Raw genomic sequence first — 25103 nt, 5'->3', positions numbered from 1 at the left:
CGTGTTACAACTGCCCTGAGGCCGGTGAGCAGCGTTGCCGGCAGGCAACGGCGCACCGCACGATCAGGACGTCAACGTCGCGAGAACACTCGCCGCATCGCTCACTTCGAATTTGCCCGGCGCCTCGACGGCCAGCGTCTTGACCACACCGCCGTCAATCACCATCGCGTAGCGCAGGGAACGAATCCCCATGCCACGCGCGGACAAATCCTGTGTCAGCCCCAGCGCATGAGTGAAAGCCGCGCTGCCGTCCGCCATCATGCGCACCTTGCCCGCGGTGTGCAGATCACGTCCCCATGCGCCCATCACGAATGCGTCGTTGACGGACACGCACCAGATCTCGTCGATACCCGCCGCGCGCAGTTGCTCGGCGTGTTCGACGTAGCCCGGCACATGCTGCGCCGAACAGGTCGGCGTGAAAGCGCCCGGCAATCCGAAGATCACCACCCGCTTTCCCGCAACCTGATCGCGCACGCTGCAGGCGTTCGGCCCCAGCGTGCACCCTTCGCGCGCGTCGTCGATGTACTCGAACAGTTGCGCGTCGGGCAGCGCGTCGCCCACTTGAATCATGGCTGGTCCCTCATAGCGATACGGTTTTTCAGCGTGTCGCGGACAGCACGGCCCATCCCGCCCCGCTTGTGCGGAGAGGGCACGTTTCCCGGCCCGGCGTCGCAGCCGACGCGGCCTGTCGTGGTCCGTAGCATCCGTCACGCCGGCGATACCGCGGCAGTTTCGCCGCGGCTTCGCCTGTGTTTGCGTCAGTCAGCCTGCTTGCGCAGGAAAGCCGGGATGTCGTACGTGTCGACACCCTTCTCCTGCAGCGCCTGCACGTGCGATGCCGCGGTTTCACGCGAATTGCGCCACACCGCCGGCGTATCGAGTGCGCCGTAGTCGGCCGTGCTGACATGATGCGCCGGTGCATAGCCGTGCGACACCGCGCTGACCGGCTGGTTGTCCGTACCCGTGCGCAGCAGCGTCATCGGTGCCGACTGCTGCTTCTTCGCCGCACGGCCCAGACCCGTTGCCACGACCGTCACACGCAACGCATCGCCCATCGCGTCGTCGTACACCGCACCGAAGATCACCGTCGCATCTTCCGCCGCGTAGCTCTTGATCGTGTTCATCACTTCGCGCGTTTCCGACAGGCGCAGCGAACGGCTCGACGTGATGTTGACCAGCACGCCGCGCGCGCCCGACAGATCGACGCCTTCGAGCAGCGGGCTCGCCACGGCCTGTTCCGCCGCGAGGCGCGCGCGATCGACGCCGGCGACCGTCGCCGTGCCCATCATCGCCTTGCCCTGCTCGCCCATCACCGTCTTCACGTCTTCGAAGTCGACGTTCACGAGGCCATCGACGTTGATGATTTCAGCGATGCCTGCAACCGCGTTGTTCAACACGTCGTCCGCGCACTGGAAGCACTTGTCCATTTCGGCGTCGTCGCCCATCACGTCGAACAGCTTGTCGTTCAGCACGACGATCAGCGAGTCGACGTGATCCTCCAGTTGCTGCGAACCTGCTTCAGCGACGCGCATGCGCTTGCCGCCTTCGAACTCGAACGGCTTGCTGACGACACCGACCGTCAGGATGCCCATCTCCTTCGCGATCTGCGCGACCACCGGTGCCGCGCCCGTGCCCGTGCCGCCGCCCATGCCGGCCGTGATGAACACCATGTGCGCGCCGCGCAGTGCGTCGGCGATGCGCTCACGCGCCTCTTCCGCTGCCGCACGACCCATTTCCGGCTTCGCACCGGCGCCGAGGCCCGTGTTGCCGAGCTGGATCACCGACGATGCGCGCGAACGCGACAGCGCCTGCGCATCCGTGTTCATCACGATGAAATCGACGCCCTGCACGCCGCGGTTGATCATGTGCTGGACGGCATTGCCGCCAGCGCCGCCAACGCCGACCACCTTGATGATGGTGCCGTTGGTCTCGGTTTCCAGCATTTCGAATTCCATGTTGCCTCCGTCAAGAGAAAAACTGCTAATCGGCCGTTATTCGGCAGGAGATCGGGCAACCCCCTGTCGCGCGCCAGCCGCCGGCACCAGCGCGAATTTCGAGATTCGGTTTGTCAGAAGTTGCTCAGGAACCATTCCTTCATCCGCGAGAACACCTGCCCCGCGTTGCCGGACTGCACGGCGACCTTGCGGCCGCGCATGCGCTGGGCACTGCCTTCGACGAGCAGCCCCATCGCCGTCGAGTAGCGCGGATTGCGCACGACGTCGGAGAGGCCGCCTGCATACTCCGGCGCGCCGATGCGCACCGGTTTCAGGAAAATGTCTTCGCCGAGCTCGACCATGCCGGGCATCATCGACGCACCGCCGGTAATGACCACGCCGGAGCTCAGGAGTTCTTCGTAACCGGATTCGCGCACGACCTGCTGCACGAGCGAGAACAGTTCCTCGACGCGCGGCTCGATCACGGCCGCGAGCGCCTGGCGCGACAGCGTGCGCGGGCCGCGTTCGCCGAGGCCCGGCACTTCCACCATTTCGTCCGGATCGGCGAGCGCCTGCTTCGCGATCCCGTAGCCGACCTTGATGTCTTCCGCATCCGGCGTCGGCGTGCGCAGCGCCATCGCGATGTCGCTCGTGATCTGGTCGCCGGCGATCGGAATCACCGCGGTGTGGCGGATCGCGCCTTCGGCGAAGATCGCGATGTCCGTCGTGCCGCCGCCGATGTCGACCAGCACCACGCCGAGATCCTTCTCGTCTTCCGTCAGCACCGCCAGCGACGACGCGAGCGGCTGCAGGATCAGGTCGTTCACTTCCAGCCCGCAGCGGCGCACGCACTTGACGATGTTCTGCGCGGCGCTCACCGCGCCCGTCACGATGTGCACCTTCACCTCGAGGCGGATGCCGCTCATCCCGATCGGCTCGCGCACGTCTTCCTGGCCGTCGATGATGAATTCCTGCGTGAGGATGTGCAGCACCTGCTGGTCGGTCGGGATGTTGATCGCCTTCGCGGTCTCGATCACGCGCGCGACGTCGGTCTGCGTGACTTCCTTGTCCTTGATCGCGACCATCCCGCTCGAGTTGAAGCTGCGGATGTGGCTGCCGGCGATCCCCGTGAACACGTTGGTGATCTTGCAGTCGGCCATCAGCTCGGCTTCCTCGAGCGCGCGCTGGATCGACTGCACGGTGGCCTCGATGTTGACCACCACACCTTTCTTCAGACCCTTCGACTCGCTCTGGCCGAGACCGATCACCTCGTAGTGACCTTCGCCCTTCAGCTCGGCGACGATGGCCACCACCTTCGACGTGCCGATGTCGAGGGAAACCAGCAGATCCTTGTAGTCTTTGCTCATAAAGTGCTCTTGCGTGTGATCTCTCGTTACTTCTTGCGCTTGTCGGTATCGGTCAGGAACCGCATGCCTGCCGCGCGAATCGCGAATCCGTTCGGATAACGCAGGTCCGCGTACTCGATGTCGTTGCCCCAGCGCTCCGTGACCGCCGGCCAGGCGGCGACCAGACGCTGGCTCCGGTCATGCAGCGACTCGCTGTTGCGTTCCTTGCCCAGCTCGACCTGCATGCCGTTCGACAGCTTCACCGTCCACGCGTACCGCGCCGACAGCGTCACTTCTTCCGGCGCCGCCTTCAGCGGCGCAAACCATTTCCCGAAGTCGCGATACCGCGTGACGACTTCCTTCGCACTGCCCTCCGGGCCGTCGAACGCCGGCAGTTCCTGATCCAGCTCGCCCTGGTTCGCGGTGAACAGCTCGCCGTCGACGCTCACGAGCTGGTCGCTGCCCCAGGTCCCGAGCGGTTTGTACTCCTCGAGCGTGACAGCCAGCGCATTCGGCCACACCCGGCGCACGCTCGCATGGCGCACCCAGGGCATCTGCTCGAACGCGGCGCGCGCGGCGTCGAGATCGACCGTGAAGAAATTGCCCTTCAGCCGGCCGACCACGCCCGCGCGCACCGTCGGCGAATTGATGTGCTCGGTGTCGCCGTCGATCCGGATTTCCCGCAACGCGAACGTCGGGCGCTGGATCAGCCAGTAGCAACCGGCCGCCGCCAACACGAGCAGCAGCAGCGCGTACAGCGCGCTGGCGGCAAGGTTGAGTTGGCGAACGTTGTTCCACATACGTCGTTCCGTTCCTGCGTCAGTCGTTGAGCGTGAGCGACAGCACCTTCACGACCAGCTCCGAATAGCTGATGCCGACCGCGCGCGCGGCCTTCGGCGGCAGCGAGTGGTCGGTCATGCCCGGCGCGGTGTTCACTTCCAGGAAGTACGCATTGCCATCGGCGTCGAGCATGAAATCCGCGCGGCCCCAGTCGGTGCAGCCGAGCACGTCGAACGCACGGCGCGCGACGCGCTTGAGCTCCGCTTCCTTGTCGGCGGGCAGCCCGCACGGGATCAGGTATTGCGTGTCGTTGGCGATGTACTTCGCGTGATAGTCGTAGAACTCGCCGGCCGGCACGATCTTGATCACCGGCAGGTCGAGATCGCCAGCGATGCATGCGGTGTATTCGCCGCCGCCCTCGATACTCTTCTCGACGATCACGATCGGGTCGTGCTTCGCGGCTTCCTCGAGCGCAGCCGGCAGCGCATCGGCCGTCTTCACCTTCAGCACCGCGACGCTCGAGCCCTCGCTCGCCGGCTTCACGAACAGCGGCAGGCCGAGCTTCGCGACGATGTCCGTCGCGCGCGCCGCGAGGTCGTCGCCGCGCAGCACCGTCTCGAACGGCGGCGTCGGCACGCCCGTCTGCTGCCAGACGAGTTTCGTGCGGAACTTGTCGAGGCCGAGCGCCGACCCGAGCACACCGCTGCCCGTGTAACGGATCCCGTAGAAATCGAGCGCGCCCTGGATCTGGCCATTCTCGCCGTAACCGCCGTGCAGCGCGTTGAACGCACGCACGAACCCTTCGTCCTTCAGCGCCGCCAGCGGGCGCTCGGCCGGGTCGAACAGGTGCGCGTCGATGCCTGCGTCGCGCAGGCCCTGCAGCACGAGCTGGCCGGACGTGAGCGAGACCTCGCGCTCCGAGGACTCGCCGCCGAACAACACCGCCACCTTGCCGAAACGTTTCGGATCAATCCCGCTCATGTCATGCCTTCTGTTGAGTGTGCTGCGCGACCTTCGCCGGCACGCCGCCGATCGAACCCGCGCCCATCGTGATCACCACGTCGCCGTTCTGCGCGACCTTCGCCAATGCGTCCGGCACGTCGTCGACCGTCGCGACGAACACCGGGTCAACCTTTCCTGCCGCGCGCAGCGCGCGCGACAGCGCGTCGCCGTTGGCGGTCGAGATCGCGGCCTCGCCGGCCGCGTAGACTTCCGTCAGCACCAGCGCATCGACCGTCGACAGCACGTTGACGAAATCGTCGAAGCAATCGCGCGTGCGCGTGTAGCGGTGCGGCTGGAACGCCAGCACGAGGCGACGCCCCGGGAACGCGCCGCGCGCGGCCGCGATCGTCGCGGCCATCTCGACCGGGTGATGGCCGTAGTCGTCGATCAGCGTGTACTGGCCGCCGTCCGCGGTCGGCACCTCGCCGTAGCGCTGGAAACGCCGGCCGACGCCGTTGAATTCGGCCAGCGCCTGCTGGATCGCGTCATCCGTCACGCCGAGGTCGGTTGCGATCGCGATCGCCGCGAGCGCGTTCTGCACGTTGTGCAGGCCCGGCATGTTCAGTACGACCGCAAGCGGCGCGCGACCTTCGCGGATCACCGTGAAGTGCATCCGGCCATCGCGCGCGTCGATGTCTTCCGCGCGCACCTGCGCGTCCGGCGACAGCCCGTAGCGCACGACCGGCTTCGAGATGAACGGGATGATCTGCCGCACGTTCGGATCGTCGACGCACACGACCGCGCTGCCGTAGAACGGCAGGCGCTGCGTGAATTCGATGAACGCCTGCTTGAGCCGCGCGAAATCGTGGCCGTAGGTGTCCATGTGGTCGGCATCGATGTTCGTGATGACTTCGATCACCGGATACAGGTTCAGGAACGACGCGTCCGACTCGTCGGCCTCGGCGACGATGAAGTCGCCCGTGCCGAGCCGCGCGTTCGCGCCGGCGCTGATCAGCCGCCCGCCGATCACGAAGGTCGGGTCGAGGCCGCCCGCGGCGAGCACGCTCGCGACGAGGCTCGTCGTGGTGGTCTTGCCGTGCGTGCCGGCGATCGCGATGCCCTGCTTCAGGCGCATCAACTCCGCCAGCATCACCGCGCGCTGCACGATCGGCACGCGCTTCGCGCGCGCGGCCAGCACTTCCGGGTTGTCCGAGCGCACGGCCGTCGATACGACGACCGCGTTCGCGCCCTCGATGTTCGCCGCGTCGTGGCCGATCGCGATCCGTGCGCCGAGCGCCTGGAGACGATCGGTCACCGCGTTGCGCGAGAGATCCGAGCCGCTGACCTCGTAGCCGAGGTTGACGAGCACTTCGGCGATGCCGCTCATGCCCGCGCCGCCGATCCCGACGAAATGAATGTGTTTGACGATGTGTTTCATTGCAATATTTCCAGGTTCGCGCCGGCCGCCTTCGCGCACACGCGCGCGACTTCGTCGGTGGCTTCGGGCTTCGCCAGCGAGCGCGAACGTTCCGCCATGTCCGCGAGCGATGCCCGCGACTGGCCGCGCAGCCAGTCGGCGAGCAGTTCCGCCGACAGGTCGCGTTGTTGCACCAGCACGGCCGCGCCTGCATCGGCGAGGAACGCGGCGTTGCTCGTCTGGTGATCGTCGACTGCGTACGGGAACGGCACGAACAGCGCCGCCACGCCCACCGCCGCGATCTCCGACACCGTCATCGCGCCCGACCGGCAGATCACGAGATCCGCCGCCGCATACGCGGCCGCCATGTCGTCGATGAACGGCACGAGCCGCACGTCTTCGCCGGCCGCGAAACCGGCCGCTTCGTAATTCGCCTTCAGCGCGTCGATGTGCTTCGCGCCGGCCTGATGCACGATGCGCGGGCGTTCACCCGGCGTCAGCATCGCCAGCGCGCGCGGCACGACTTCGTTCAGCGCGGCCGCACCGAGGCTGCCGCCGACGACCAGCACGTTCAGCGGGCCGCTGCGCGATGCGTAGCGTGCTTTGGGCGCTTCGGTGCCGGCAAGTTCCGCGCGAATCGGGTTACCGGTCCATTCCGCATGCGGCAGCGCACCGGGGAATGCGACGAGCACGCGTTTCGCGAATTTCGCGAGCACCTTGTTCGTCAGGCCCGCGATCGAATTCTGTTCATGCAGCACGAGCGGACGCCCCGACAGCGCCGTCATCACACCCGCCGGGAACGTGATGTAGCCGCCCATCCCGAGCACGACGTCGGGCCGCACGCGGCGCAGCGCGGCGAGGCTCTGCCCGCAAGCGCGCAGCAGGTTGAACGGCAACGTCAGCTTGGTCTTCAGGCCCTTGCCGCGCAGCCCGCCGAACCGCACGTATTCCATCGGAATGCCGTGCTTCGGCACGAGCGTCGCTTCCATCCCGGCCGGATTGCCGAGCCACACGACGCGCCAGCCCGCCGCCTCCATCCGGTGCGCGACCGCGAGCCCCGGGAACACATGGCCCCCGGTGCCGCCTGCCATCACCATCAGCGTGCGTTGCGACGCGGTCATACCTTCCCTCCGCGCATCAGCACCCGGTTTTCATAGTCGACCCGCAGCAGCACCGCGAGCGCCACGCAGTTCAGCAGAATGCCGGAGCCGCCGTAGCTCACGAGCGGCAGCGTCAGGCCCTTGGTCGGCAGCAGCCCGAGGTTCACGCCCATGTTGATGAAAGTCTGCGCGCCAAACCAGATGCCGATGCCCTTCGCCATCAGGCCCGCGAACGTGCGATCGAGTGCGAGTGCCTGGCGGCCGATCTCGAACGCGCGGCGCACGATCCAGTAGAACAGCAGGATCACGACCAGCACGCCGACGAAACCGAGTTCCTCGCCGATCACCGCGAGGATGAAGTCGGTATGCGCTTCCGGCAGGTAGTTCAGTTTCTCGACGCTGCCGCCGAGGCCGACACCGAACCACTCGCCGCGTCCGAACGCGATCAGCGAGTGCGTGAGCTGGTATGCCTTGCCCTGCGCGTAGCGCTCGTCCCACGGATCGAGATACGCGAAGATCCGCTCGCGACGCCACGGCGACAGCCACACGAGCATCGTGAAGGTGCCGACCGCCGTCGCGACGAGGCCGCCGAACAGCTTGCCGTTCACGCCGCCGAGGAACAGCACGCCCATCGCGATCGCCGCGACGACCATGAATGCACCCATGTCCGGCTCGAGCAGCAGCAGCGCACCGACCAGGCCGACCGCGAACGCCATCGGCAGGAAGCCCTTCGCGAAGCTCTGCATGTATTCCTGCTTGCGCACCGTGTAGTTCGCCGCGTAGATCGTCACCGCGAGCTTCATGATTTCCGACGGCTGCATGTTCGTGATGCCGAGCGGAATCCAGCGGCGCGCGCCGTTCACGCCCTTGCCGACGTGCGGGATCAGCACGATCACGAGGCCGACCAGCGCGATCAGGAAGAGATGCGGCGCGTATTTGTCCCACGTCGACACCGGCACCCGGAACGCGATCACCGCCGCGATGAACGCGACGACGAGCGACACGCAGTGGCGCATCAGGAACGCGTAATCGTGGTAGGCCGCGTATTTCGGCGAATCGGGCATCGCGATCGACGCCGAATACACCATCACGACACCGAGCCCGAGCAGCGCGATCGCGACCCACAGCAGCGAGTAGTCGAAGTCGAGCATCCGCGAACGGCTCGGGCGCACGCCGTTGACGACGCTCGCGAGGCCGCCGGTCGCGGCGCGCGTGGCCGACGCGACGCGGCCGCCCGCGGCATTGCCGCCGGTGTCGCGCCGATCGTTGAAACGGGAGACGAGGCGATCGGACCAGCTCATGGCGTCGCTCCTTTGTCGATGGCGATTTCGTCGACCGCCGCGCGGAACACATCCGCGCGATGGGCGTAGTTCCTGAACATGTCGAGGCTCGCGCATGCCGGCGACAGCAACACCGCATCGCCCGGCTCGGCGAGGTCGGCCGCCGCGTGCACCGCGTCTTCGAGCGTCGCGTGGTCGGCAAGCGGCACGCCCGTTTCGGCGAGCGTGTCGCGGATCGCCGGCGCGTCACGGCCGATCAGCATCACCGCGCGGCACCACCGCGCGACCGGCGCGACCAGCGGCGCGAAGTCCTGGCCCTTGCCGTCCCCGCCCGCGATCAGCACGATCTTCTGGGCGAGCCCGTCGAGCGCGGCAACCGTCGCGCCGACGTTCGTGCCCTTGCTGTCGTCGACGTAGTCCACGTCGTCGATCGTCGCGATCACTTCGACGCGATGCGCTTCGCCGCGGTACTCGCGCAGCGCGTGCAGCAGCGGCGCGGCCGGCAGGTCGATCGCGCGTGCGAGCGCGAATGCGGCCAGCGCGTTCGCCGCGTTGTGCAGCCCGCGGATACGCAGTGCGTCGGCCGGCATCAGGCGCTTCTGCGCGATGTCGGGCGTGTGCGCGGCATCGCGCTTGCGCCGGCGACTCGTCGTCGCCGCCTCGTCGGGTGCATCGCGATCGACGGCTTCCACCAGCCACGCGATGCCGTTGTCGCGCGACAGCCCGTAGTCGCCGTCCTGCACCGGTTCGTTCAGGCCGAACGTGACCGTACGCGGCGCGTCGGCCGCGCCGGCTGCCGGCGCGAACTTCATCACGGCCGCATCGTCGCGGTTCAGCACGCGCGTCGTCGTCGCGCCGAAGATCCGGCCCTTTGCCTGCGCGTACGCTTCGAAGCTGCCGTGCCAGTCAAGGTGGTCCTGCGTGATGTTCAGGATCGCGGCCGCATCGGGCGCGAACGTGCGCGCGGTCTCGAGCTGGAAACTCGACAGTTCGAGCACCCATACGTCCGGCAGCGCGGTTTCGTCGATCGCGCCGGCGAGCCGGTCGAGCATCGCCGGGCTGATGTTGCCCGCGACCGCGACCTTCTTGCCCGAGCGCTGGCACAGCAGGCCCGTGAGGCTCGTCGTCGTGGTCTTGCCGTTGGTGCCCGTGATCGCGAGCACCTTCGGCTGGTAGCCGCTCGTGCCGAGCGCACGCAGTGCCTGCGCAAAGAATTCCAGCTCGCCCCACACCGCGACGCCGCGCTCGTTCGCGGCCGCGACCAGCGCCGCGAGCGCCGGTTCGAGCGGCGACAGCCCGGGGCTCAGCCCGACGAGCTCGATGCCGCCGTCGAGCAGCGCAGGCGTGAACGCCCCGCCGACGAATTCCGCATCGATGCCTTCGGCCTGCAGCGCGGCAAGGTTCGGCGGCGCCTCGCGGGTATCGGCAATGCGCAGCCGGCACCCGTGCCTCGCGCACCATCGCGCGATCGCGAGACCCGATTCCCCGAGCCCCAGTACGAGCACCATCGGCCGTTGCCGATCTCCAAACATCTCGCCAGACATCCTTGTTACCTTTCCTTTACCGCAGCTTGAGGGTGGTCAGACCGAACAGGCACAGCATCAGCGTGATGATCCAGAAACGCACGACCACCTGCGTTTCCTTCCAGCCGGACAATTCGAAATGGTGATGCAGCGGCGCCATCTTCAGCAGGCGCCGCCCTTCGCCGTAGCGCTTTTTCGTGTACTTGAACCACGACACCTGCAGCATCACCGACAGCGTTTCCGCGACGAAGATGCCGCCCATGATGAACAGCACGATTTCCTGGCGCACGATCACCGCGACCGTCCCGAGCGCGCCGCCGAGCGCCAGCGCGCCGACGTCGCCCATGAACACCTGCGCGGGGTGCGTGTTGTACCAGAGGAACGCGAGCCCTGCCCCGCCCATCGCGGAACAGAAGATCAGCAGTTCGCCCGCGCCCGGGATATGCGGGAACAACAGGTATTTTGAATAGACCGCGCTGCCCATCACGTACGCGAACACACCCAGCGACGCGCCGACCAGCACGACCGGCATGATCACGAGGCCGTCGAGGCCGTCGGTCAGGTTCACCGCGTTGCTCGCGCCGACGATCACGAAGTACGTCAGCACGATGAAGCCCCACACGCCGAGCGGATAACTGATCGACTTCAGGAACGGCAGCATCAGGTCGGCGCGTGCCGGCAGCCCCATCGACAGGCCGCTCCTCACCCACGCCATGAACAGGTCGAACACGCGCACGTTGTTCGCCTCGGACACGCTGAAGGCGAGGTAGACGGCCGCGAACAGCCCGATCACCGATTGCCAGAAATACTTCTCGCGCGACGACATCCCGCGCGGGTCCTTGTGGACGACCTTGCGGTAATCGTCGACCCAGCCGATCACGCCGAAACCGAACGTGACGAGCATCACGATCCAGATGAAACGGTTCGTCAGGTCGCCCCACAGCAGCGTCGCGACCGCAATGCCGATCAGGATCAGCACGCCGCCCATCGTCGGCGTGCCGGACTTGACGAGGTGCGTCTGCGGGCCGTCCTTGCGCACGGCCTGACCGACCTTCATTTGCGTCAGCTTGCGGATCACCCACGGTCCGCACACGAGCCCGATCCCCAGCGCGGTGATGGTGGCCATCACCGCCCGGAACGTGAGGTACGTGAACAAGCGCAAAAAGCTTGCGTCTCCTTGCAGCCATTGCGCCAGCGCCAGCAGCATGCTTCCTTCCTTCTACTCAGTGTGCCGCGGGCGCCGTGCCCGCCGCGGGTTGGTTCGTCAGCGCGTCGACCACGCGCTCCATCTTCATGTACCGCGAGCCCTTCACGAGCAGCGTCGCCTGCGCGCCGTAACCGGCCGCGAGCAGCGCCGCCACAAGCGCGCCGACGTCGTCGAAGTGGCGTGCCGTGTCGCCGTACGCCGTGCACGCATCACGCGATGCGTCGCCAAGCGCGAACAGCGCGTCGATCCCGCGCTCGCGCGCGTATGCACCGACCTCGCGATGAAAAGCCGGCCCTTCGTCGCCGACCTCGCCCATGTCGCCGATCACCAGCACGCGCGGCGCCGGTTGCGTGGCGAGCACGTCGATCGCGGCACGCATCGAATCGGGATTCGCGTTGTACGTATCGTCGACGACCGTCGCACCCGCGAGGCTGCCCGCGATCGCCTGCTTCACCTGCAGCCGGCCCTTGACCGGCTCGAACGATTCGAGACCCTGCTTGATCGCCGACAACGCGACGCCGGCACCCAGCGCCGCGGCCGTGGCGGCCAGCGCGTTGCGCGCGTTGTGCTCGCCGAGCGCGCGCAACCGCACCGTGACGGCGCCCGCGGGCGTATCGATCGCGAGTTCGCCGCCGTGAAGACGGCCCGTGACCTGCGCGTCGTTCTGCCGTTCGGCGTCGTGCAGCGCGAAATCGAGGATCCGGTTGCCGGTGGCCGCGACGCGCCAGATGCCCGCATACGCGTCGTCGGCCGGGAACACCGCAACGCCGTCCGGCGGGAGCGCGTGAATCACGGCCGCATGTTCGAGCGCGACCGCTTCGACCGTCGCCATGAACTCCTGGTGCTCGCGCTGCGCGTTGTTGACGAGCGCGACCGTCGGCGCCGTGAGACGCGCGAGGACTTCGGTCTCGCCCGGGTGGTTCATCCCGATCTCGATCACCGCGAGACGATGTGTGGACGACAGGCGCAGCAGCGTCAGCGGCAGGCCGACGTCGTTGTTCAGGTTGCCGGCCGTCGCGAGCCGCGCGTCGGCGCCGACCGCCGCCGCGAAGATCGACGCGATCATTTCCTTGACGGTCGTCTTGCCGTTGCTGCCCGTCACCGCGACGAGCGGCAGCGCGAATCGTTTGCGCCAGCCATGTGCCAGTGCGCCGAGCGCGGCACGTGTTTCGCCGCCTTCGATCGCCGGCATCGTGACGCCCGCCGGCACGTCCGCGACGAGCGCCGCCGCCGCACCGCGCGCAGCGACATCGCCAAGGAAGTCGTGCGCGTCGAAGCGCTCGCCTTTCAGTGCGACGAACAGGTCGCCGGGGCCGACGGTGCGGCTGTCCGTCGACACGCGGTCGAACGTGACGCCCGCATCGCCGTGGACGGTTGCACCGGGAATCAGGCGAGCGGCTTCGCCGAGACTGAGCATCGTCATTCGGCGCCTCCCTTGCCGTGCGTCGCGCGCGCTGCCAGCGCGAGCCGCGCGTGATCCTGGTCGGAGAACGTACGCTTCTTGCCCATGATTTCCTGCGTGGCCTCGTGGCCCTTGCCGGCCAGCACGACGACATCCTCGCGTGCGGCGCCGCGCACGGCCTGCAGGATCGCGCTCGCGCGATCCTCGATACGACGTGCGTGATCGGCCGCGGTCATGCCCGCGACGATCTGGTCGATGATGCGCTGCGGATCCTCGCTGCGCGGGTTGTCGCTCGTGACGACGGTTTCATCGGCGAGCCGCTCCGCGATCGCGCCCATCAGCGGGCGCTTCGTCGCATCGCGATCGCCGCCGCAGCCGAACATGCAGACGAGCCGGCCGCCGCGCGCCGTGGCGATCGGGCGCAGCGCGTCGAGCGTCTTTTCGAGCGCGTCGGGCGTGTGTGCATAGTCGATCACGACGAGCGGTTCGTCGTTCTGCAGCCGGCCGCCGAGCCGCTGCATCCGTCCGTTGACGGACTCGAGCCGCGCGATCTCGGCGAGCGCCGCGTCGAACGGCAGGTCGGCCGCGAGCAGCGAGCCGAGCACCGCGAGCAGGTTGCTGACGTTGAACGTGCCGAGCGTGCCGACCTCGACGTCCGCCTCACCCCACGACGAACGCAGGTGGAACGCCGTGCCGGTCGCGGTGGCGCGCACGTCGAGCGCGACCAGTTCGCGATCGGCGTCAGGCGCCGGTGCGTCGCCAATCCCGTACGCGATCGTGCGCACGCGGCCGGCGAGCTTCTCGAGCAGGCGCTGACCGGCTGCATCGTCGCGGTTGACGACTGCCGCGCGCAGGCCGCGCCACGCGAACAGCTTCGCTTTCGCGGCCTCGTACGCATCGAACGTGCCGTGATAGTCGAGGTGATCCTGCGTGAGGTTCGTAAACACCGCGATGTCGAAACCCGTACCGTTCACGCGCCCCTGGTGCAGCGCGTGCGACGACACTTCCATCGCCACGGCCTTCGCGCCCGCATCGCGCAACTGCGCGAGACTGCGCTGCAGTTGCGGCGCATCGGGCGTCGTGAACCCCGTCGGCACGAGCTGGCCGGGCATCCCGGTGCCGAGCGTGCCGATCACCGCGCACGGCTGGTGCAGCGCCGTCAGCGCGGCGGCGATCCATTGCGTGCACGACGTTTTGCCGTTCGTGCCGGTCACGCCCACCGCAAGCAGGCTGTCGCTCGGATTGCCGTACCAGCCGCTGGCGATCTCGCCGGCGAGCTGGTCGAGCGCCGGCACGGCCAGCGCAACGGGCACCGCCGGCGCCGCGGCCAGCCCTTCCGGCTGATACAGTACGGCGGCCGCACCGCGCGCGACGGCATCGACAATGAAAGCGCGGTTGTCGGCCCCGTCGACCGCATAGGCAAAAAACACGTCGCCGGCCTTGAGGCTGCGCGTGTCGGCATGCAGTTGCGCTGCGGGGGCCACATGCTGATGCAGCCACGCAAGCGCGGCTGCGATCTGCTGATGCGCCGGATGGGAACTGCGAGCGGCGCTCATCGAACAACTCCTGGTGAATTACGCGTCGTGCTGGACACGATCATATGCTTCGCGCCGCCACCCGCGGCCAGCTTTTGCGGCCCCGCTGCGGAAGGTGCTGCTGGCGAATCGTCAGACACGACAAGCTGCTTGATCGGCATGTTCGGCGGCACGTTCAGCGCACGCATCGTGTCGCCGGCGATCGCCGAGAATACGGGGCCGGACACCTGGCCGCCGAAGTGGCTGCCGGCGGTCGGTTCGTCGACCGACACCGCGACGACAATGCGCGGATTCGGCATCGGCGCCATCCCGACGAACGATGCGCGGTACTTACGCGTGTAGCCGTGCCCCTCATGCTTGTACGCGGTGCCGCTCTTGCCGCCGACGCGATAACCCGGCACGGCCGCATCGGGCGACGTGCCGCCCGGCGCCACCACCGTTTCCAGCATCGCGCGCACTTCGCGCGCGGTGGTCGGGTTGAATACCTGCGTGCCCACGACCGGCTGATTGGGGTCGGTCTTGAAAATGGTCACGGGCATCAGCTCGCCGTCATGCGCGATCGCCGTGTACGCGCGCGCAAGCTGGAACAGCGACACCGACAGGCCGTAGCCGTACGACATCGTCGCCTGCTCGATGCGACGCCAGCTCTTCCACGGACGCAGGCGGCCGGCCACCGCGCCCGGGAACCCGACCTTCGGCGCCTGGCCGAGGCCGATGCTCGTATACATATTCCACATTTCCTCGGGCCGCATCGTCATCGCGATCTTCGTCGCGCCGATGTTGCTCGACTTCTGGATCACGCCGCCGACCGTCAGCGTGCCGAAACCCGCGTCGTCGGTGATCGGTGCGCCGTCGAGCACGAAATGCCCGTTGCCCGTCTCGACGAGCGTGTTCGGCGTCACGCGGTGCAGGTCGAGCGCGAGCGACACCGTAAACGGCTTCATGATCGAGCCCGGCTCGAACACGTCGGTCATGATCCGGTTGCGCAACTGCTCGCCCGTCATGCGCGAGCGGTCGTTCGGGTTGTACGTCGGGTAGTTGACGAGCGCGAGCACCTCGCCGGTGCGCACGTCGACGACCATGGCCGCGCCGGCCTTTGCCTTGAACTTCTCGACGGCGGCCTTCAGGTTCGCGTACGCGATGTACTGGATCTTGCTGTCGATCGACAGGTCCACGTCGGTGCCGTTGTGCGGCGGGATCTGCTCGGCGACGTCCTCGACGATGTGCCCCAGCCGGTCCTTGATCACGCGACGCACGCCCGACGTGCCGGACAGCATCTTCTGGTCGCCGAGCTCGACGCCCTCCTGCCCTTCGTCCTCGACGTTCGTGAAGCCGATCAGGTGAGCGGTGATCTCGCCTTCCGGATAGAAGCGCTTGTATTCGTTGCGCTGATAGATACCGGGAATGTCGAGCGCGGCAACCTTGTCCGCGACGTCGATCGGCACCTGGCGCTTCACGTAGACGAAACCCTTGTCTTCCGACAGCTTCACGCGCAGCTCCTTCGACGTCATGCCTAGGAGCTTGCCGAGCTGGTTGACCTTGTCGGCATCGAGATCGTCCGGCACCGCGTCGGGAATCGCCCAGATCGCGCGCACGGGCAAGCTCGTCGCGAGCACGAGCCCGTTACGGTCGAGAATCTTGCCGCGCGTCGCCGGCAGCTCGAGCGTGCGCTGGTAGCGGCTTTCGCCCTGCTTCTGGTAGAACGCGTTGCCGGGCCCCTGGATCCAGAACGCGCGCGCGGTCAGCGCGACGAACGCCATGAACAGCAGGAACACGACCAGCTTCGAGCGCCACATCGGCAGATGCACGCCCAGCACCGGGCTCGACGAGAACTTCACGTTCTGGCGCTTCTGGGACGGCTTCATCGCGTGCCTCCCTTGCCCTTGCCGGCCGTGTCCGCCGAAGCCGGGATCGGCGCATCGATCGCCTTCGCCGCGCCCGGCGGCAGCGTCAGGTATTGCGTGCGGCCGGTCGAGATCGGCTGCATCTTCAGCGAATCGTTCGCAAGCTGCTCGATGCGCGACGTCTTCGACAGCGCGCTCTGCTGATATTGAAGCTGCGCGTAGTCCTGCTGGAGCTGACGCTCCTGCGACTGCGCGCGCTGCAGCTGGATGAAGATCTGGCGCTGCTGGTTCGTCGAATTGACGACCGACAGCGCGCAGCCCATCACGATGATCAGCAGGAAGATATTGAAGCGGCTCATGGCGTGACGCGCTCCGCAATGCGCATCACGGCCGAGCGGGCGCGCGGGTTCGCGGCGACTTCCGCTTCGCTCGGAAACTGGCGGCTGATGATCTTGAGCGGCGGGCTCGGGAGATCGACGGCGCGGATCGGCAGGCGACGATCGACCGCAGGCGCACTCGCGTGCGCCTGCATGAATCGCTTGACGATCCGGTCCTCGAGTGAATGAAAGCTGATGACCACCAGCCGCCCCCCTTGCTCCAGCAACGACAGTGCCGCGTCTAGTACGACTTGCAGGTCCGCAAGCTCTTGATTGACGTGAATCCGTATAGCCTGAAAGGTGCGGGTTGCCGGATCCTTGCCCTTCTCACGGGTTTTGACGACGTGACCCACGATTTGGGCAAGCTCGCCCGTGGTGTCGAGAGGCCCAAGACGGTCGGACTCTGCCCGGCGAGCAACAAGCGCCTTTGCAATCTGAAAAGCAAACCGTTCTTCCCCATAATCCCGTATCACCTCCGTCAATTCCTGCACCGAAGCCCGTGCGAGCCATTCCGCCGCCGACTCGCCGCGCGTCGGATCCATCCGCATGTCCAGCGGGCCATCGGCGCGGAAGCTGAAGCCACGCGCCGGATCGTCCACCTGCGGCGAGGACACGCCCAGGTCCAGCAACACACCCGACACCTTCTCGATGCCGCGCGCCGCAAGCGCGTCGCGCATCGATGCAAAGCTGTCATGCACGATCGAGAAGCGCGCATCCTCGATGCCCTGCGCCGTCTCGATCGCTCGCGGGTCCTTGTCGAACGCAATCAGCCGCCCGGCCGACGCCAGCCGCGCGAGCACCGCGCGGCTATGACCGCCGCGCCCGAACGTGCCGTCGACATAAACGCCGTCCGGCCGCGTCACGAGCGACTCGACCGCTTCGTCCAACAGCACCGTCCGATGCCGCAATTCGTTTCCCATCGCGGGCGTCTCCGTCACCGCAATCAGAACGTGAAATTCTTCAGCGCGTCGGGCATGCCCTGCGCCATCGCCGCCTGCTCCTTCGCGTTGTAGGTCTGCGAATCCCACAGCTCGAAGTGACTACCCATTCCCAACAACATGACTTCCTTTTCCAGTCCAGCTGCCATGCGCAGCTCGGGCGATACAAGAATCCGGCCGGCGCTGTCGAGATCGACGTCCATCGCATTGCCGAGAAAAATGCGCCGCCACCAGTGCGCGTCCATCGGCAGCGCGGCGATCTTGGCGCGGAATACTTCCCATTCGGGGCGCGGAAACAGCAACAGGCAGCCGTCCGGGTGCTTGGTCACAGTCACCCGTCCTTCTGCCTGTCCTTGCAGCGCTTCGCGATAGCGAGCCGGCACCGACATCCGCCCTTTCGCATCGAGCGTCAGCGCCGACGCCCCTTGGAACACTTTCCGCTCTCCCGTTCAGGGCACCGAAGCACCCGCTCAATGCTGAGAATTTAGCCGGAATAGCCCGCCAAATCACACAAAAATACACTTTCTCACACTGTCTCCCACTTTAGAGGAAGGGTGTGGCACGGTCAAGGGAGCGGCCCGCTTTTTTGACGAATTTTGTTAGTTAGAACAAGGACTTACGCGCACATGCTCATGCGCCCCCTCATTCCAAAAACCGTTATAAATGAATGAGCTAGTGCAACTTGTGAAGGTGATACGTGAGAAAGACGGGCCAGACGGGTGTGCGGACGGGGCTTTCGGGGGCGGGAAAACGAGGAATAAACGGGCGGTATCAGCGGCGGGGAACCGGGGCGACGTCACGCGTCGCCCCGGTGCGAATCTCACAGATAGTACGCAGTGCTCGTCATGACTTTCGACGCGGCGCGCATCAGCATTCGCGCGGGCAGCGGCAGTTCGATCCCGCCTGCGTCGGCGGCGGCCTTGCCGTGCTTCACCTCGTCGATACGCATCTGGTCGACGATCGCGCGCGACGCGGTATCGGCCGCCGGCAACTCGGACATATGGCCTTCGAGATGGCTCTCGACCTGCCGTTCGGTCTCGGCCATGAAGCCGAGACTGACCTTGTCGCCGAGCGCGCCAGCCGCCACGCCGATCGCGAGCGAACCCGCATACCAGAGCGGGTTCAACAGGCTCGGGCGCGAGTCGAGCTCTTTCAGGCGGTGTGCGGTCCACGCGAGGTGATCCTCCTCCTCGCGCGCGGCTTCCTCGAACATCGCCTTCGCGGATGTCGTGCGCGCGGTGAGCTTCTGCGCCTGGTACAGCGCCTGAGCGCAGACCTCGCCGACGTGGTTCACGCGCATCAGCCCGGCGGCATGCGTACGCTCCGCGGGCGTCAATTCGACGGCGGGCGCCTCGGCCGGCGCGGGCACCGGCCGGCTCATCCGGCTAATGCCCGTCAGCGACCGCAGGCCGCGATCGAATTCGCTGATCAGTTCATCAAACACCATCCTGTTTCTCCTGGCTGCATGTGCCGCCGCGAGCGGCAAGGGCACGAGTCCGCTGCGTAACCGACTTGATTATTCAGCGGAAATTGCGGTTAACCCGTGATTTTAACCATTGTTGCATAAAGGAAACATGGCGGCCTTGAGCTGCGGCATTTCGCTTTGTGGCAAAAACCGGTTTTGCTACATTACGTGCGACTTCTTGCGAAGTTGATGGGGCCCGTCGACAGAACATAACTATCCGCCCCGCCAGAAAAATTCAGTGATTTTTGGAGATCCGTTAATGAAAAAGTCGCTTCTCGCGCTCGTCGCGCTGGGCGCGTTCGCTGGCGCTGCCCATGCGCAAAGCAGCGTGACGCTTTACGGCATCATCGATGAAGGCCTGCTCTTCAACAACAATGCGGGCGGCAAGCACCTGTACAGCATGGCCAGCGGCGTGATGCAAGGCAGCCGCTTCGGCCTGCGCGGCACCGAAGACCTCGGTGGCGGCCTGAAGGCAATCTTCACCCTCGAAAACGGTTTCGACGTGAACAGCGGCAAGCTCGGTCAGGGCGGCCTGATGTTCGGTCGTCAGGCTTACGTCGGCCTGTCGAGCCAGTACGGTACGGTCACGCTGGGTCGTCAATACGACTCCGTCGTCGACTTCGTCGGCCCGCTCGAGGCGGGCGACCAGTGGGGCGGCTACATCGCCGCTCACCCGGGCGACCTCGACAACTTCAACAACGCCTATCGCGTGAACAACGCGGTCAAGTTCACGAGCCAGACCTACGGCGGCTTCTCGTTCGGCGGCCTGTACAGCTTCGGCGGTCAGGCAGGCCAGTTCTCGAAGAACCAGGTCTGGTCGCTCGGCGCAGGCTACAACAACGGCCCGCTGGTCTTGGGCGTCGGTTACTTGAACGCACGTACGCCGAACCAGTTCGGCGGCATGTTCAACAACGGTTCCGCGTCTTCGTCGGTCTCGTCGCCGATCTACGGCGCGTACGCGAACAACGCGAACACGTACCAGGTCATCGGTGCAGGCGGCGCATATACGTTCGGCGCAGCAACGATCGGCGCGACGTACTCGAACACGAAGTTCAAGGGCTTCTCGGCAGGCCCGTTCGTGAACCAGACCGCGACGTTCAACAACGGCGAAATCAACTTCAAGTATCAGCTGACCCCGGCGCTGATTCTCGGCGCGGCGTACGACTACACGCAAGGCAGCAAGATCGACGGCAACTCGGCAGCCAAGTACCACCAAGGCTCGCTGGGCGTCGACTACTTCCTGTCGAAGCGCACCGACGTCTACGTGATCGGCGTGTACCAGCACGCATCGGGCAACGTGCTCGATTCGAACGGCAACGTCCTGAAGGCAACGGCAGCGATCAACGGCCTGGCCGGGTCGAGCACCAGCAACCAGGTCGCGGCACGCGTCGGCATCCGTCACAAGTTCTAATCAGCTTGCCTGACAAGCCGCAGCATATTGAAGGCGCCTCCGGGCGCCTTTTTCTTTTGCGGTGCAGAACGGCAAAGCCGGAGTGCGGCGAATCGCACCGGGCGTTGCGCGCTCGTCGTGGGGGCCATGCCGCCTGCCTCTGCAGCCATCGAAACGCGCGGCCGCCGCCGCAAGCCCATTCCGGAGACAGCCTCGTACGGAGACAAACCTCCTCGGGGCCGCACTGCAAACAAAAAGGCCCGACATGTGCCGGGCCTTTTCCTTCGATCGACCGCGCCGTTACGCGCGTCCGTCGCGCAATTCGCGCCGCAGGATCTTGCCGACGTTCGTTTTCGGCAGTTCCGTACGGAACTCGACCAGCTTCGGCCGCTTGTAGCCGGTGAGGCGCTCCTTGCAGTAGGCGAGGATGTCCTTGTCGGTGAGCGCCGGGTCCTTCTTCACGACGAACAGCTTCACGGCTTCGCCGGAATGCTCGTCCGGCACGCCGACCGCCGCCACCTCGAACACGCCCGGATGCGACGCCACCACGTCCTCGACTTCGTTCGGGTACACGTTGAAGCCCGATACGAGAATCATGTCCTTCTTCCGGTCGACGATCTTCACGTAACCGCGCGCATCCATCACGCCGACGTCGCCCGTCTTGAAGAAGCCGTCCGCGAACATGACCTTCGCGGTCTCGTCCGGCCGGTTCCAGTAGCCGGCCATCACCTGCGGCCCGCGGATACAAATCTCGCCGGGTTCGCCGAGCGCGACGTCGTTGCCGGCATCGTCGCGAATCGCCACTTCGGTCGACGGCAGCGGCAAGCCGATCGTCCCGCTGTATTCGGTCGCCGTCACCGGGTTGCAGGTCGCGACCGGCGACGTTTCGGACAGCCCGTATCCTTCGATGATCGCCGTATGGGTCTTTTCATACCAGCGTTTCGCGACGCCTTCCTGGATCGCCATGCCGCCGCCGTTGGCGATCACGAGCTTCGACAGGTCGAGCTGATTGAATTCGGGGTGGTTCAGCAGTGCGTTATACAGCGTGTTGACCGCCGGGATCGTCGAGATCTGGTAACCCTTCAGCTCCTTGATCATGCCGGCGATGTCGCGCGGGTTCGGGATCAGGATGCCCATGCCCCCGGTACGCATCGTCAGGAAACCGCAGACGGTCAGCGCGAACACGTGATACAGCGGCAGCGCGACAACGGTCACGAACTGTTTCACCTCCGGGAACTTCTCATGAGCCGGATGGTGCCAGGCGCCGGCCTGCAGCACGTTCGACACGATGTTCCGGTGCAGCAGCGTCGCCCCCTTTGCCACGCCTGTCGTCCCGCCCGTGTATTGCAGGAACGCGACGTCATCGGGGCCGATCTTCTGTGCCTTGAATGCCTGCCGCGCGCCTTCCGACAGCGCGGCCTTGAAGCGCGTGAACGACGGCAGTTGCCAGGCCGGCACCATCTTCTTCACGTTGCGCACGACGTAGTTGACGAGCCATCCCTTGATGCCCAGCAGATCGCCCATCGACGCGACGACGACGTGCTTGACGCTCGTATTCGCGATGACAGCCTGCAGCGTCGACGCGAAATTCTCGAGGATGACGATCGCCTCCGCACCGCTGTCCTTCAGCTGATGTTCGAGCTCGCGTGGCGTGTAGAGCGGATTGACGTTGACGACGGTGTAGCCCGCCCGCAGTACCGCGGCGATCGCCACCGGATACTGCAGCACGTTCGGCATCATGATCGCAACGCGCGCCCCGCGTGCTAGACCGCGCGATTGCAGCCAGGCGCCGAACTGGCGCGACAGCTTGTCGAGTTCGCCGTACGTGATGCCCTTGCCCATGCAGACGAACGCAGTGCGGTCGCGGTACTGGCGAAAGCTTTCGTCGAGCAGGTCTGGAACGGAGGGATAAGGAGACGCGTCAATTTCGGCTGGAACGCCGGGTGGGTACGATTTCAGCCAAATTTTGTTCATACTGCGCGTCTCCTCACGGATTTTCGAATGATCGTGCTAAAACGCATCGTAACGGCTCGCCCGTCCCGATACAACAGGGTTAGATATCCACTTCGAACTTCCGTGGAGATTCGTCGGATGATACGGTGATATTCGGTCAAATGCGTTCTACTTCCACAAGGCAATCGTAAAACGTCGCCGAATTGCCGAGATCGGTGAGCGCCTGGCTCGTCACTTCGTTCGCGTTCCTGCCGTCCGGCGACAGCTTCTTCCACCAGATCGACAGCCCGACGACGAGCCCTGCACGTGCACGATCGGTAATTCTCGCGAGCGCCTGCATCGATCCGCGGTCGTTGAAGATGCGAACGAGATCGCCCTCCGCGATGCCCCGTGCATCGGCATCCGACGGGTGAATGTCGAGATGCGGCTCGCCTTCGGTATGACGCAGGCTGTCGACGTTCACGAACGTGCTGTTCAGGAAGTGACGGGCCGGCGGCGAAATCATCGCGAGCGGATAGCGCGCCGCGAGCTCGGGTGCCGCCTCGGCCGATTCGAACGGCGGCAGGTAGTCGGGCACTGGGTCAACACCCATCTGCTCGAGCCGCGGGCTGTAGAACTCGCACTTGCCGGATGGTGTACGAAAACCGCCGTTCGCGAACGGCGCCTCCGGCAGCTTGAGTTTCAGCCAGCCGTCGCGCTTCAGCGTGTCCCAGTCGCTGTCGAGTGCCGGATCGTCCCAGCGGAGGGCCGCACGCGCGACCTCTTCGTCGCTGTGATAGAGCGCGGGCTCGTCCAGCCCCATGCTCCGCGCGATCCCCCGGAAGATCTCCGTATTCGGCCGCGCGTCTCCCACCGGAGGAATCGACGGCAGGTTCGCCATCACGTAGGTGTGGCCGTACGATTTGTGGATGTCCAGATGCTCGAGTTGCGTGGTTGCCGGCAGCACAATGTCGGCGAAATCGACGGTATCTGTCTTGAAATGCTCGAGAACAACCGTGAACAGGTCGTCGCGTGCGAACCCCGCCGCGACTTTCGAGGAATCAGGCGCGACCGCCACCGGATTCGAGTTGTACACGATCACCGCTTCGACCTTCGGTCCGAAAGTGGCATCGCCCGGGTGCAACAGCGCGTCGCCGATCGCGTTCATGTTGATGATGCGCGGCAGCTTGTGCGGCCAGCCCGGCATCAAGTCCGGGCGCAGCAGCGCAGCCTGGTTGACCGGCGCGGATTCCGACGACGAGAGCAACAGCCCACCGGCCCGATCGCGCCATGCACCCGTCAGCGCCGGCAGGCTTGCGATCGCGCGTACCGCGTTGCCACCGCCGCGGACGCGCTGCATGCCGTAGTTCAGGCGGATCGATGCCTTCCGGGTAGCGCCGTAACGACGCGCAAGATCGATCAACTCCGACGCGTCGATGCCGCAGATCTGCGCGACACGATCCGGCGGATAGGACATCGCCCGTTCCTTGAGTGCGTCGAAACCGAGCGTATGGCTGGCGATGTAGTCGTGATCGAGCAGGTCTTCGGTAATCAGCACGTGCATCATGCCGAGTGCGAACGCGCCATCGGTGCCCGGTTTCAACGCAATATGCTGATGACACTTCTCCGCTGTCAGCGAACGGTACGGATCGATGGCGACAAGACGGGCGCCTCGGCGCTTCGCTTCCTGCGCACGCGTCCAGAAGTGCAGACTCGACGCGATCGGGTTCGCTCCCCATATCAGAATCAGTTCGCTTTCCTCGAAATGCTCGAGATGCATACCGAGACTGCCACCATATGTGTACCGTAACCCCGCAGCACCGGCCGCCGCGCAGATCGCGCGCTCGAGCCGCGAGGCGCCCAGTTTGTGGAAGAAGCGCTGGGCGATGCCCTCCCCTTGCACAAGCCCCATCGTCCCCGCATAGCTGTACGGCACGATCGCTTCCGGTGCGCGCGCCGCAATTTCACCGAGACGACGGCCGATCTCGTCGAACGCCTCGTCCCAACTGATCGGTACGAAATGCCCTTCCCCTTTGGCGCCGATGCGCTTGAGCGGAACGGTGAGGCGATCGGGATGATGAACACGCTCGGCGTATCGGCTGACCTTCGTGCACAACACGCCTTGTGTCGGCGGATGATCGGGATCGCCCGTGACCTTGATCGCCTTGCCGTTCTCGACGGTCACGCGCATTGCGCACGTGTCCGGACAATCGTGCGGGCAAACAGCCCGGGTTACCTGAATCGCGGCGTTCATCGTTTTGAGTGCATAGATGGGGGTTCGCAAATTTTACGTGGACGCGCCGAATAAAGCGTTCATTTCGTTCGGATTCTGGGTTATCTGACCAAAAAGCGATTGGAGGAAGCCAAGGTAGTTTCGGTTGCACCACGCGTCATCTGCGGGGGAGGCTTGTATGGCCCGTCCGATATGCGTTGTCGACGATGGAGGGCAGAACGTGCACGACGTCGCTAGCCGGTACACGGAGAGGAGGGAGCTGGGATTTTGATCGGAGATACGATCAATAGATCGGGGGATCACGAAAGATACCGGTCATTTCGAAAACCGGGCGTTGCGATTGGGGGCACCTGGGAGGAGTAATGTGAAAGTTCCGGCCATGCCAGCGATCCCGATCACTCACGCATTTTCGTCGCCCCAATGCAAAAACCCCCGCCTTTCGGGCGGGGGTTCTTGGC

20 protein-coding genes are annotated in these 25103 nt (G+C 65.7%); 1 reads left to right on the top strand and 19 read right to left on the bottom strand.

What is annotated here, in order from left to right:
- Positions 1 to 63: 63 nt before the first annotated feature.
- The 17 genes from FOZ70_RS20910 to coq7 form a co-directional block, all read right to left on the bottom strand.
- A complete protein-coding gene (locus tag FOZ70_RS20910; protein WP_027788450.1) occupies positions 64 to 570 on the bottom strand; it encodes a peroxiredoxin in 507 nt (168 codons plus the stop codon).
- Between the two features lie 188 nt (positions 571 to 758).
- Positions 759 to 1955: a cell division protein FtsZ gene (ftsZ, locus tag FOZ70_RS20905; RefSeq protein WP_021159911.1), complete on the bottom strand. Its 1197-nt coding sequence runs from the start codon at positions 1953 to 1955 to the stop codon at positions 759 to 761.
- Positions 1956 to 2068: 113 nt separating this feature from the next.
- The gene (gene ftsA, locus FOZ70_RS20900; protein ID WP_006487138.1) at positions 2069 to 3301 is read right to left on the bottom strand and encodes a cell division protein FtsA; all 1233 of its coding nucleotides are present in this window, start codon (positions 3299 to 3301) and stop codon (positions 2069 to 2071) included.
- 26 nt (positions 3302 to 3327) lie between these two features.
- On the bottom strand, positions 3328 to 4080 hold the full coding sequence (locus tag FOZ70_RS20895; protein WP_021159912.1) for a cell division protein FtsQ/DivIB: 753 nt from the start codon (positions 4078 to 4080) through the stop codon (positions 3328 to 3330).
- A 19-nt stretch (positions 4081 to 4099) separates the two neighbouring features.
- Positions 4100 to 5041: a D-alanine--D-alanine ligase gene (locus FOZ70_RS20890; RefSeq protein ID WP_021159913.1), complete on the bottom strand. Its 942-nt coding sequence runs from the start codon at positions 5039 to 5041 to the stop codon at positions 4100 to 4102.
- A gap of 1 nt (position 5042) precedes the next feature.
- Positions 5043 to 6440 carry a UDP-N-acetylmuramate--L-alanine ligase gene (gene murC / locus FOZ70_RS20885; RefSeq protein WP_059493375.1) on the bottom strand — a complete coding sequence of 466 codons (1398 nt, stop codon included), beginning with the start codon at positions 6438 to 6440 and terminating at the stop codon, positions 5043 to 5045.
- On the bottom strand, positions 6437 to 7540 hold the full coding sequence (murG, locus tag FOZ70_RS20880) for an undecaprenyldiphospho-muramoylpentapeptide beta-N-acetylglucosaminyltransferase (RefSeq protein WP_021159915.1): 1104 nt from the start codon (positions 7538 to 7540) through the stop codon (positions 6437 to 6439). The genes murC and murG overlap by 4 nt, the downstream gene beginning before the upstream one ends.
- Positions 7537 to 8820 (bottom strand): putative lipid II flippase FtsW, encoded by a 1284-nt coding sequence (gene ftsW, locus FOZ70_RS20875; protein WP_021159916.1) that lies wholly within the window; start codon positions 8818 to 8820, stop codon positions 7537 to 7539. Before ftsW ends, murG begins: the two co-directional genes overlap by 4 nt.
- Positions 8817 to 10331, bottom strand: a complete 1515-nt coding sequence (murD, locus tag FOZ70_RS20870) for a UDP-N-acetylmuramoyl-L-alanine--D-glutamate ligase (protein WP_060072275.1) — start codon at positions 10329 to 10331, stop codon at positions 8817 to 8819. Before murD ends, ftsW begins: the two co-directional genes overlap by 4 nt.
- A 28-nt stretch (positions 10332 to 10359) precedes the next feature.
- Positions 10360 to 11529 (bottom strand): phospho-N-acetylmuramoyl-pentapeptide-transferase, encoded by a 1170-nt coding sequence (gene mraY / locus FOZ70_RS20865; protein WP_006477019.1) that lies wholly within the window; start codon positions 11527 to 11529, stop codon positions 10360 to 10362.
- Between the two features lie 16 nt (positions 11530 to 11545).
- On the bottom strand, positions 11546 to 12952 hold the full coding sequence (gene murF / locus FOZ70_RS20860) for a UDP-N-acetylmuramoyl-tripeptide--D-alanyl-D-alanine ligase (protein WP_219706630.1): 1407 nt from the start codon (positions 12950 to 12952) through the stop codon (positions 11546 to 11548).
- The gene (locus tag FOZ70_RS20855) at positions 12949 to 14487 is read right to left on the bottom strand and encodes a UDP-N-acetylmuramoyl-L-alanyl-D-glutamate--2,6-diaminopimelate ligase (RefSeq protein WP_219706629.1); all 1539 of its coding nucleotides are present in this window, start codon (positions 14485 to 14487) and stop codon (positions 12949 to 12951) included. Before FOZ70_RS20855 ends, murF begins: the two co-directional genes overlap by 4 nt.
- Positions 14484 to 16331 (bottom strand): penicillin-binding protein 2, encoded by a 1848-nt coding sequence (locus FOZ70_RS20850; RefSeq protein WP_219706628.1) that lies wholly within the window; start codon positions 16329 to 16331, stop codon positions 14484 to 14486. Before FOZ70_RS20850 ends, FOZ70_RS20855 begins: the two co-directional genes overlap by 4 nt.
- Entirely contained in the window at positions 16328 to 16669 is a 342-nt protein-coding gene (ftsL, locus tag FOZ70_RS20845) for a cell division protein FtsL (protein WP_059710034.1), read from the bottom strand. The genes FOZ70_RS20850 and ftsL overlap by 4 nt, the downstream gene beginning before the upstream one ends.
- Positions 16666 to 17607, bottom strand: coding sequence for a 16S rRNA (cytosine(1402)-N(4))-methyltransferase RsmH (gene rsmH / locus FOZ70_RS20840; protein WP_059493369.1), 942 nt, complete (start codon positions 17605 to 17607; stop codon positions 16666 to 16668). Before rsmH ends, ftsL begins: the two co-directional genes overlap by 4 nt.
- A gap of 23 nt (positions 17608 to 17630) precedes the next feature.
- Positions 17631 to 18059, bottom strand: coding sequence for a division/cell wall cluster transcriptional repressor MraZ (mraZ, locus tag FOZ70_RS20835; RefSeq protein WP_006487094.1), 429 nt, complete (start codon positions 18057 to 18059; stop codon positions 17631 to 17633).
- Positions 18060 to 18445: 386 nt separating this feature from the next.
- The gene (gene coq7, locus FOZ70_RS20830) at positions 18446 to 19072 is read right to left on the bottom strand and encodes a 2-polyprenyl-3-methyl-6-methoxy-1,4-benzoquinone monooxygenase (protein WP_048025708.1); all 627 of its coding nucleotides are present in this window, start codon (positions 19070 to 19072) and stop codon (positions 18446 to 18448) included.
- Between the two features lie 277 nt (positions 19073 to 19349).
- Here coq7 and FOZ70_RS20825 point away from each other — a divergent pair, with 277 nt between their 5' ends.
- Complete coding sequence (locus FOZ70_RS20825) at positions 19350 to 20501, top strand: porin (RefSeq protein ID WP_021159922.1); 1152 nt, start codon at positions 19350 to 19352, stop codon at positions 20499 to 20501.
- 279 nt (positions 20502 to 20780) lie between these two features.
- Here FOZ70_RS20825 and FOZ70_RS20820 read toward each other — a convergent pair whose 3' ends face one another.
- Together FOZ70_RS20820 and FOZ70_RS20815 are read right to left on the bottom strand one after the other, a co-directional pair.
- Entirely contained in the window at positions 20781 to 22454 is a 1674-nt protein-coding gene (locus FOZ70_RS20820; protein ID WP_021159923.1) for a long-chain fatty acid--CoA ligase, read from the bottom strand.
- 136 nt (positions 22455 to 22590) lie between these two features.
- Positions 22591 to 24666, bottom strand: a complete 2076-nt coding sequence (locus FOZ70_RS20815) for a molybdopterin oxidoreductase family protein (protein WP_124465515.1) — start codon at positions 24664 to 24666, stop codon at positions 22591 to 22593.
- Between the last annotated feature and the right edge of the window lie 437 nt (positions 24667 to 25103).

The organism is Burkholderia sp. COPS (genome assembly GCF_019425585.1).
In the GTDB taxonomy this organism is placed as follows: Bacteria; Pseudomonadota; Gammaproteobacteria; order Burkholderiales; family Burkholderiaceae; genus Burkholderia; species Burkholderia cepacia.
This window is presented reverse-complemented; position numbering and strand designations above follow the sequence as displayed.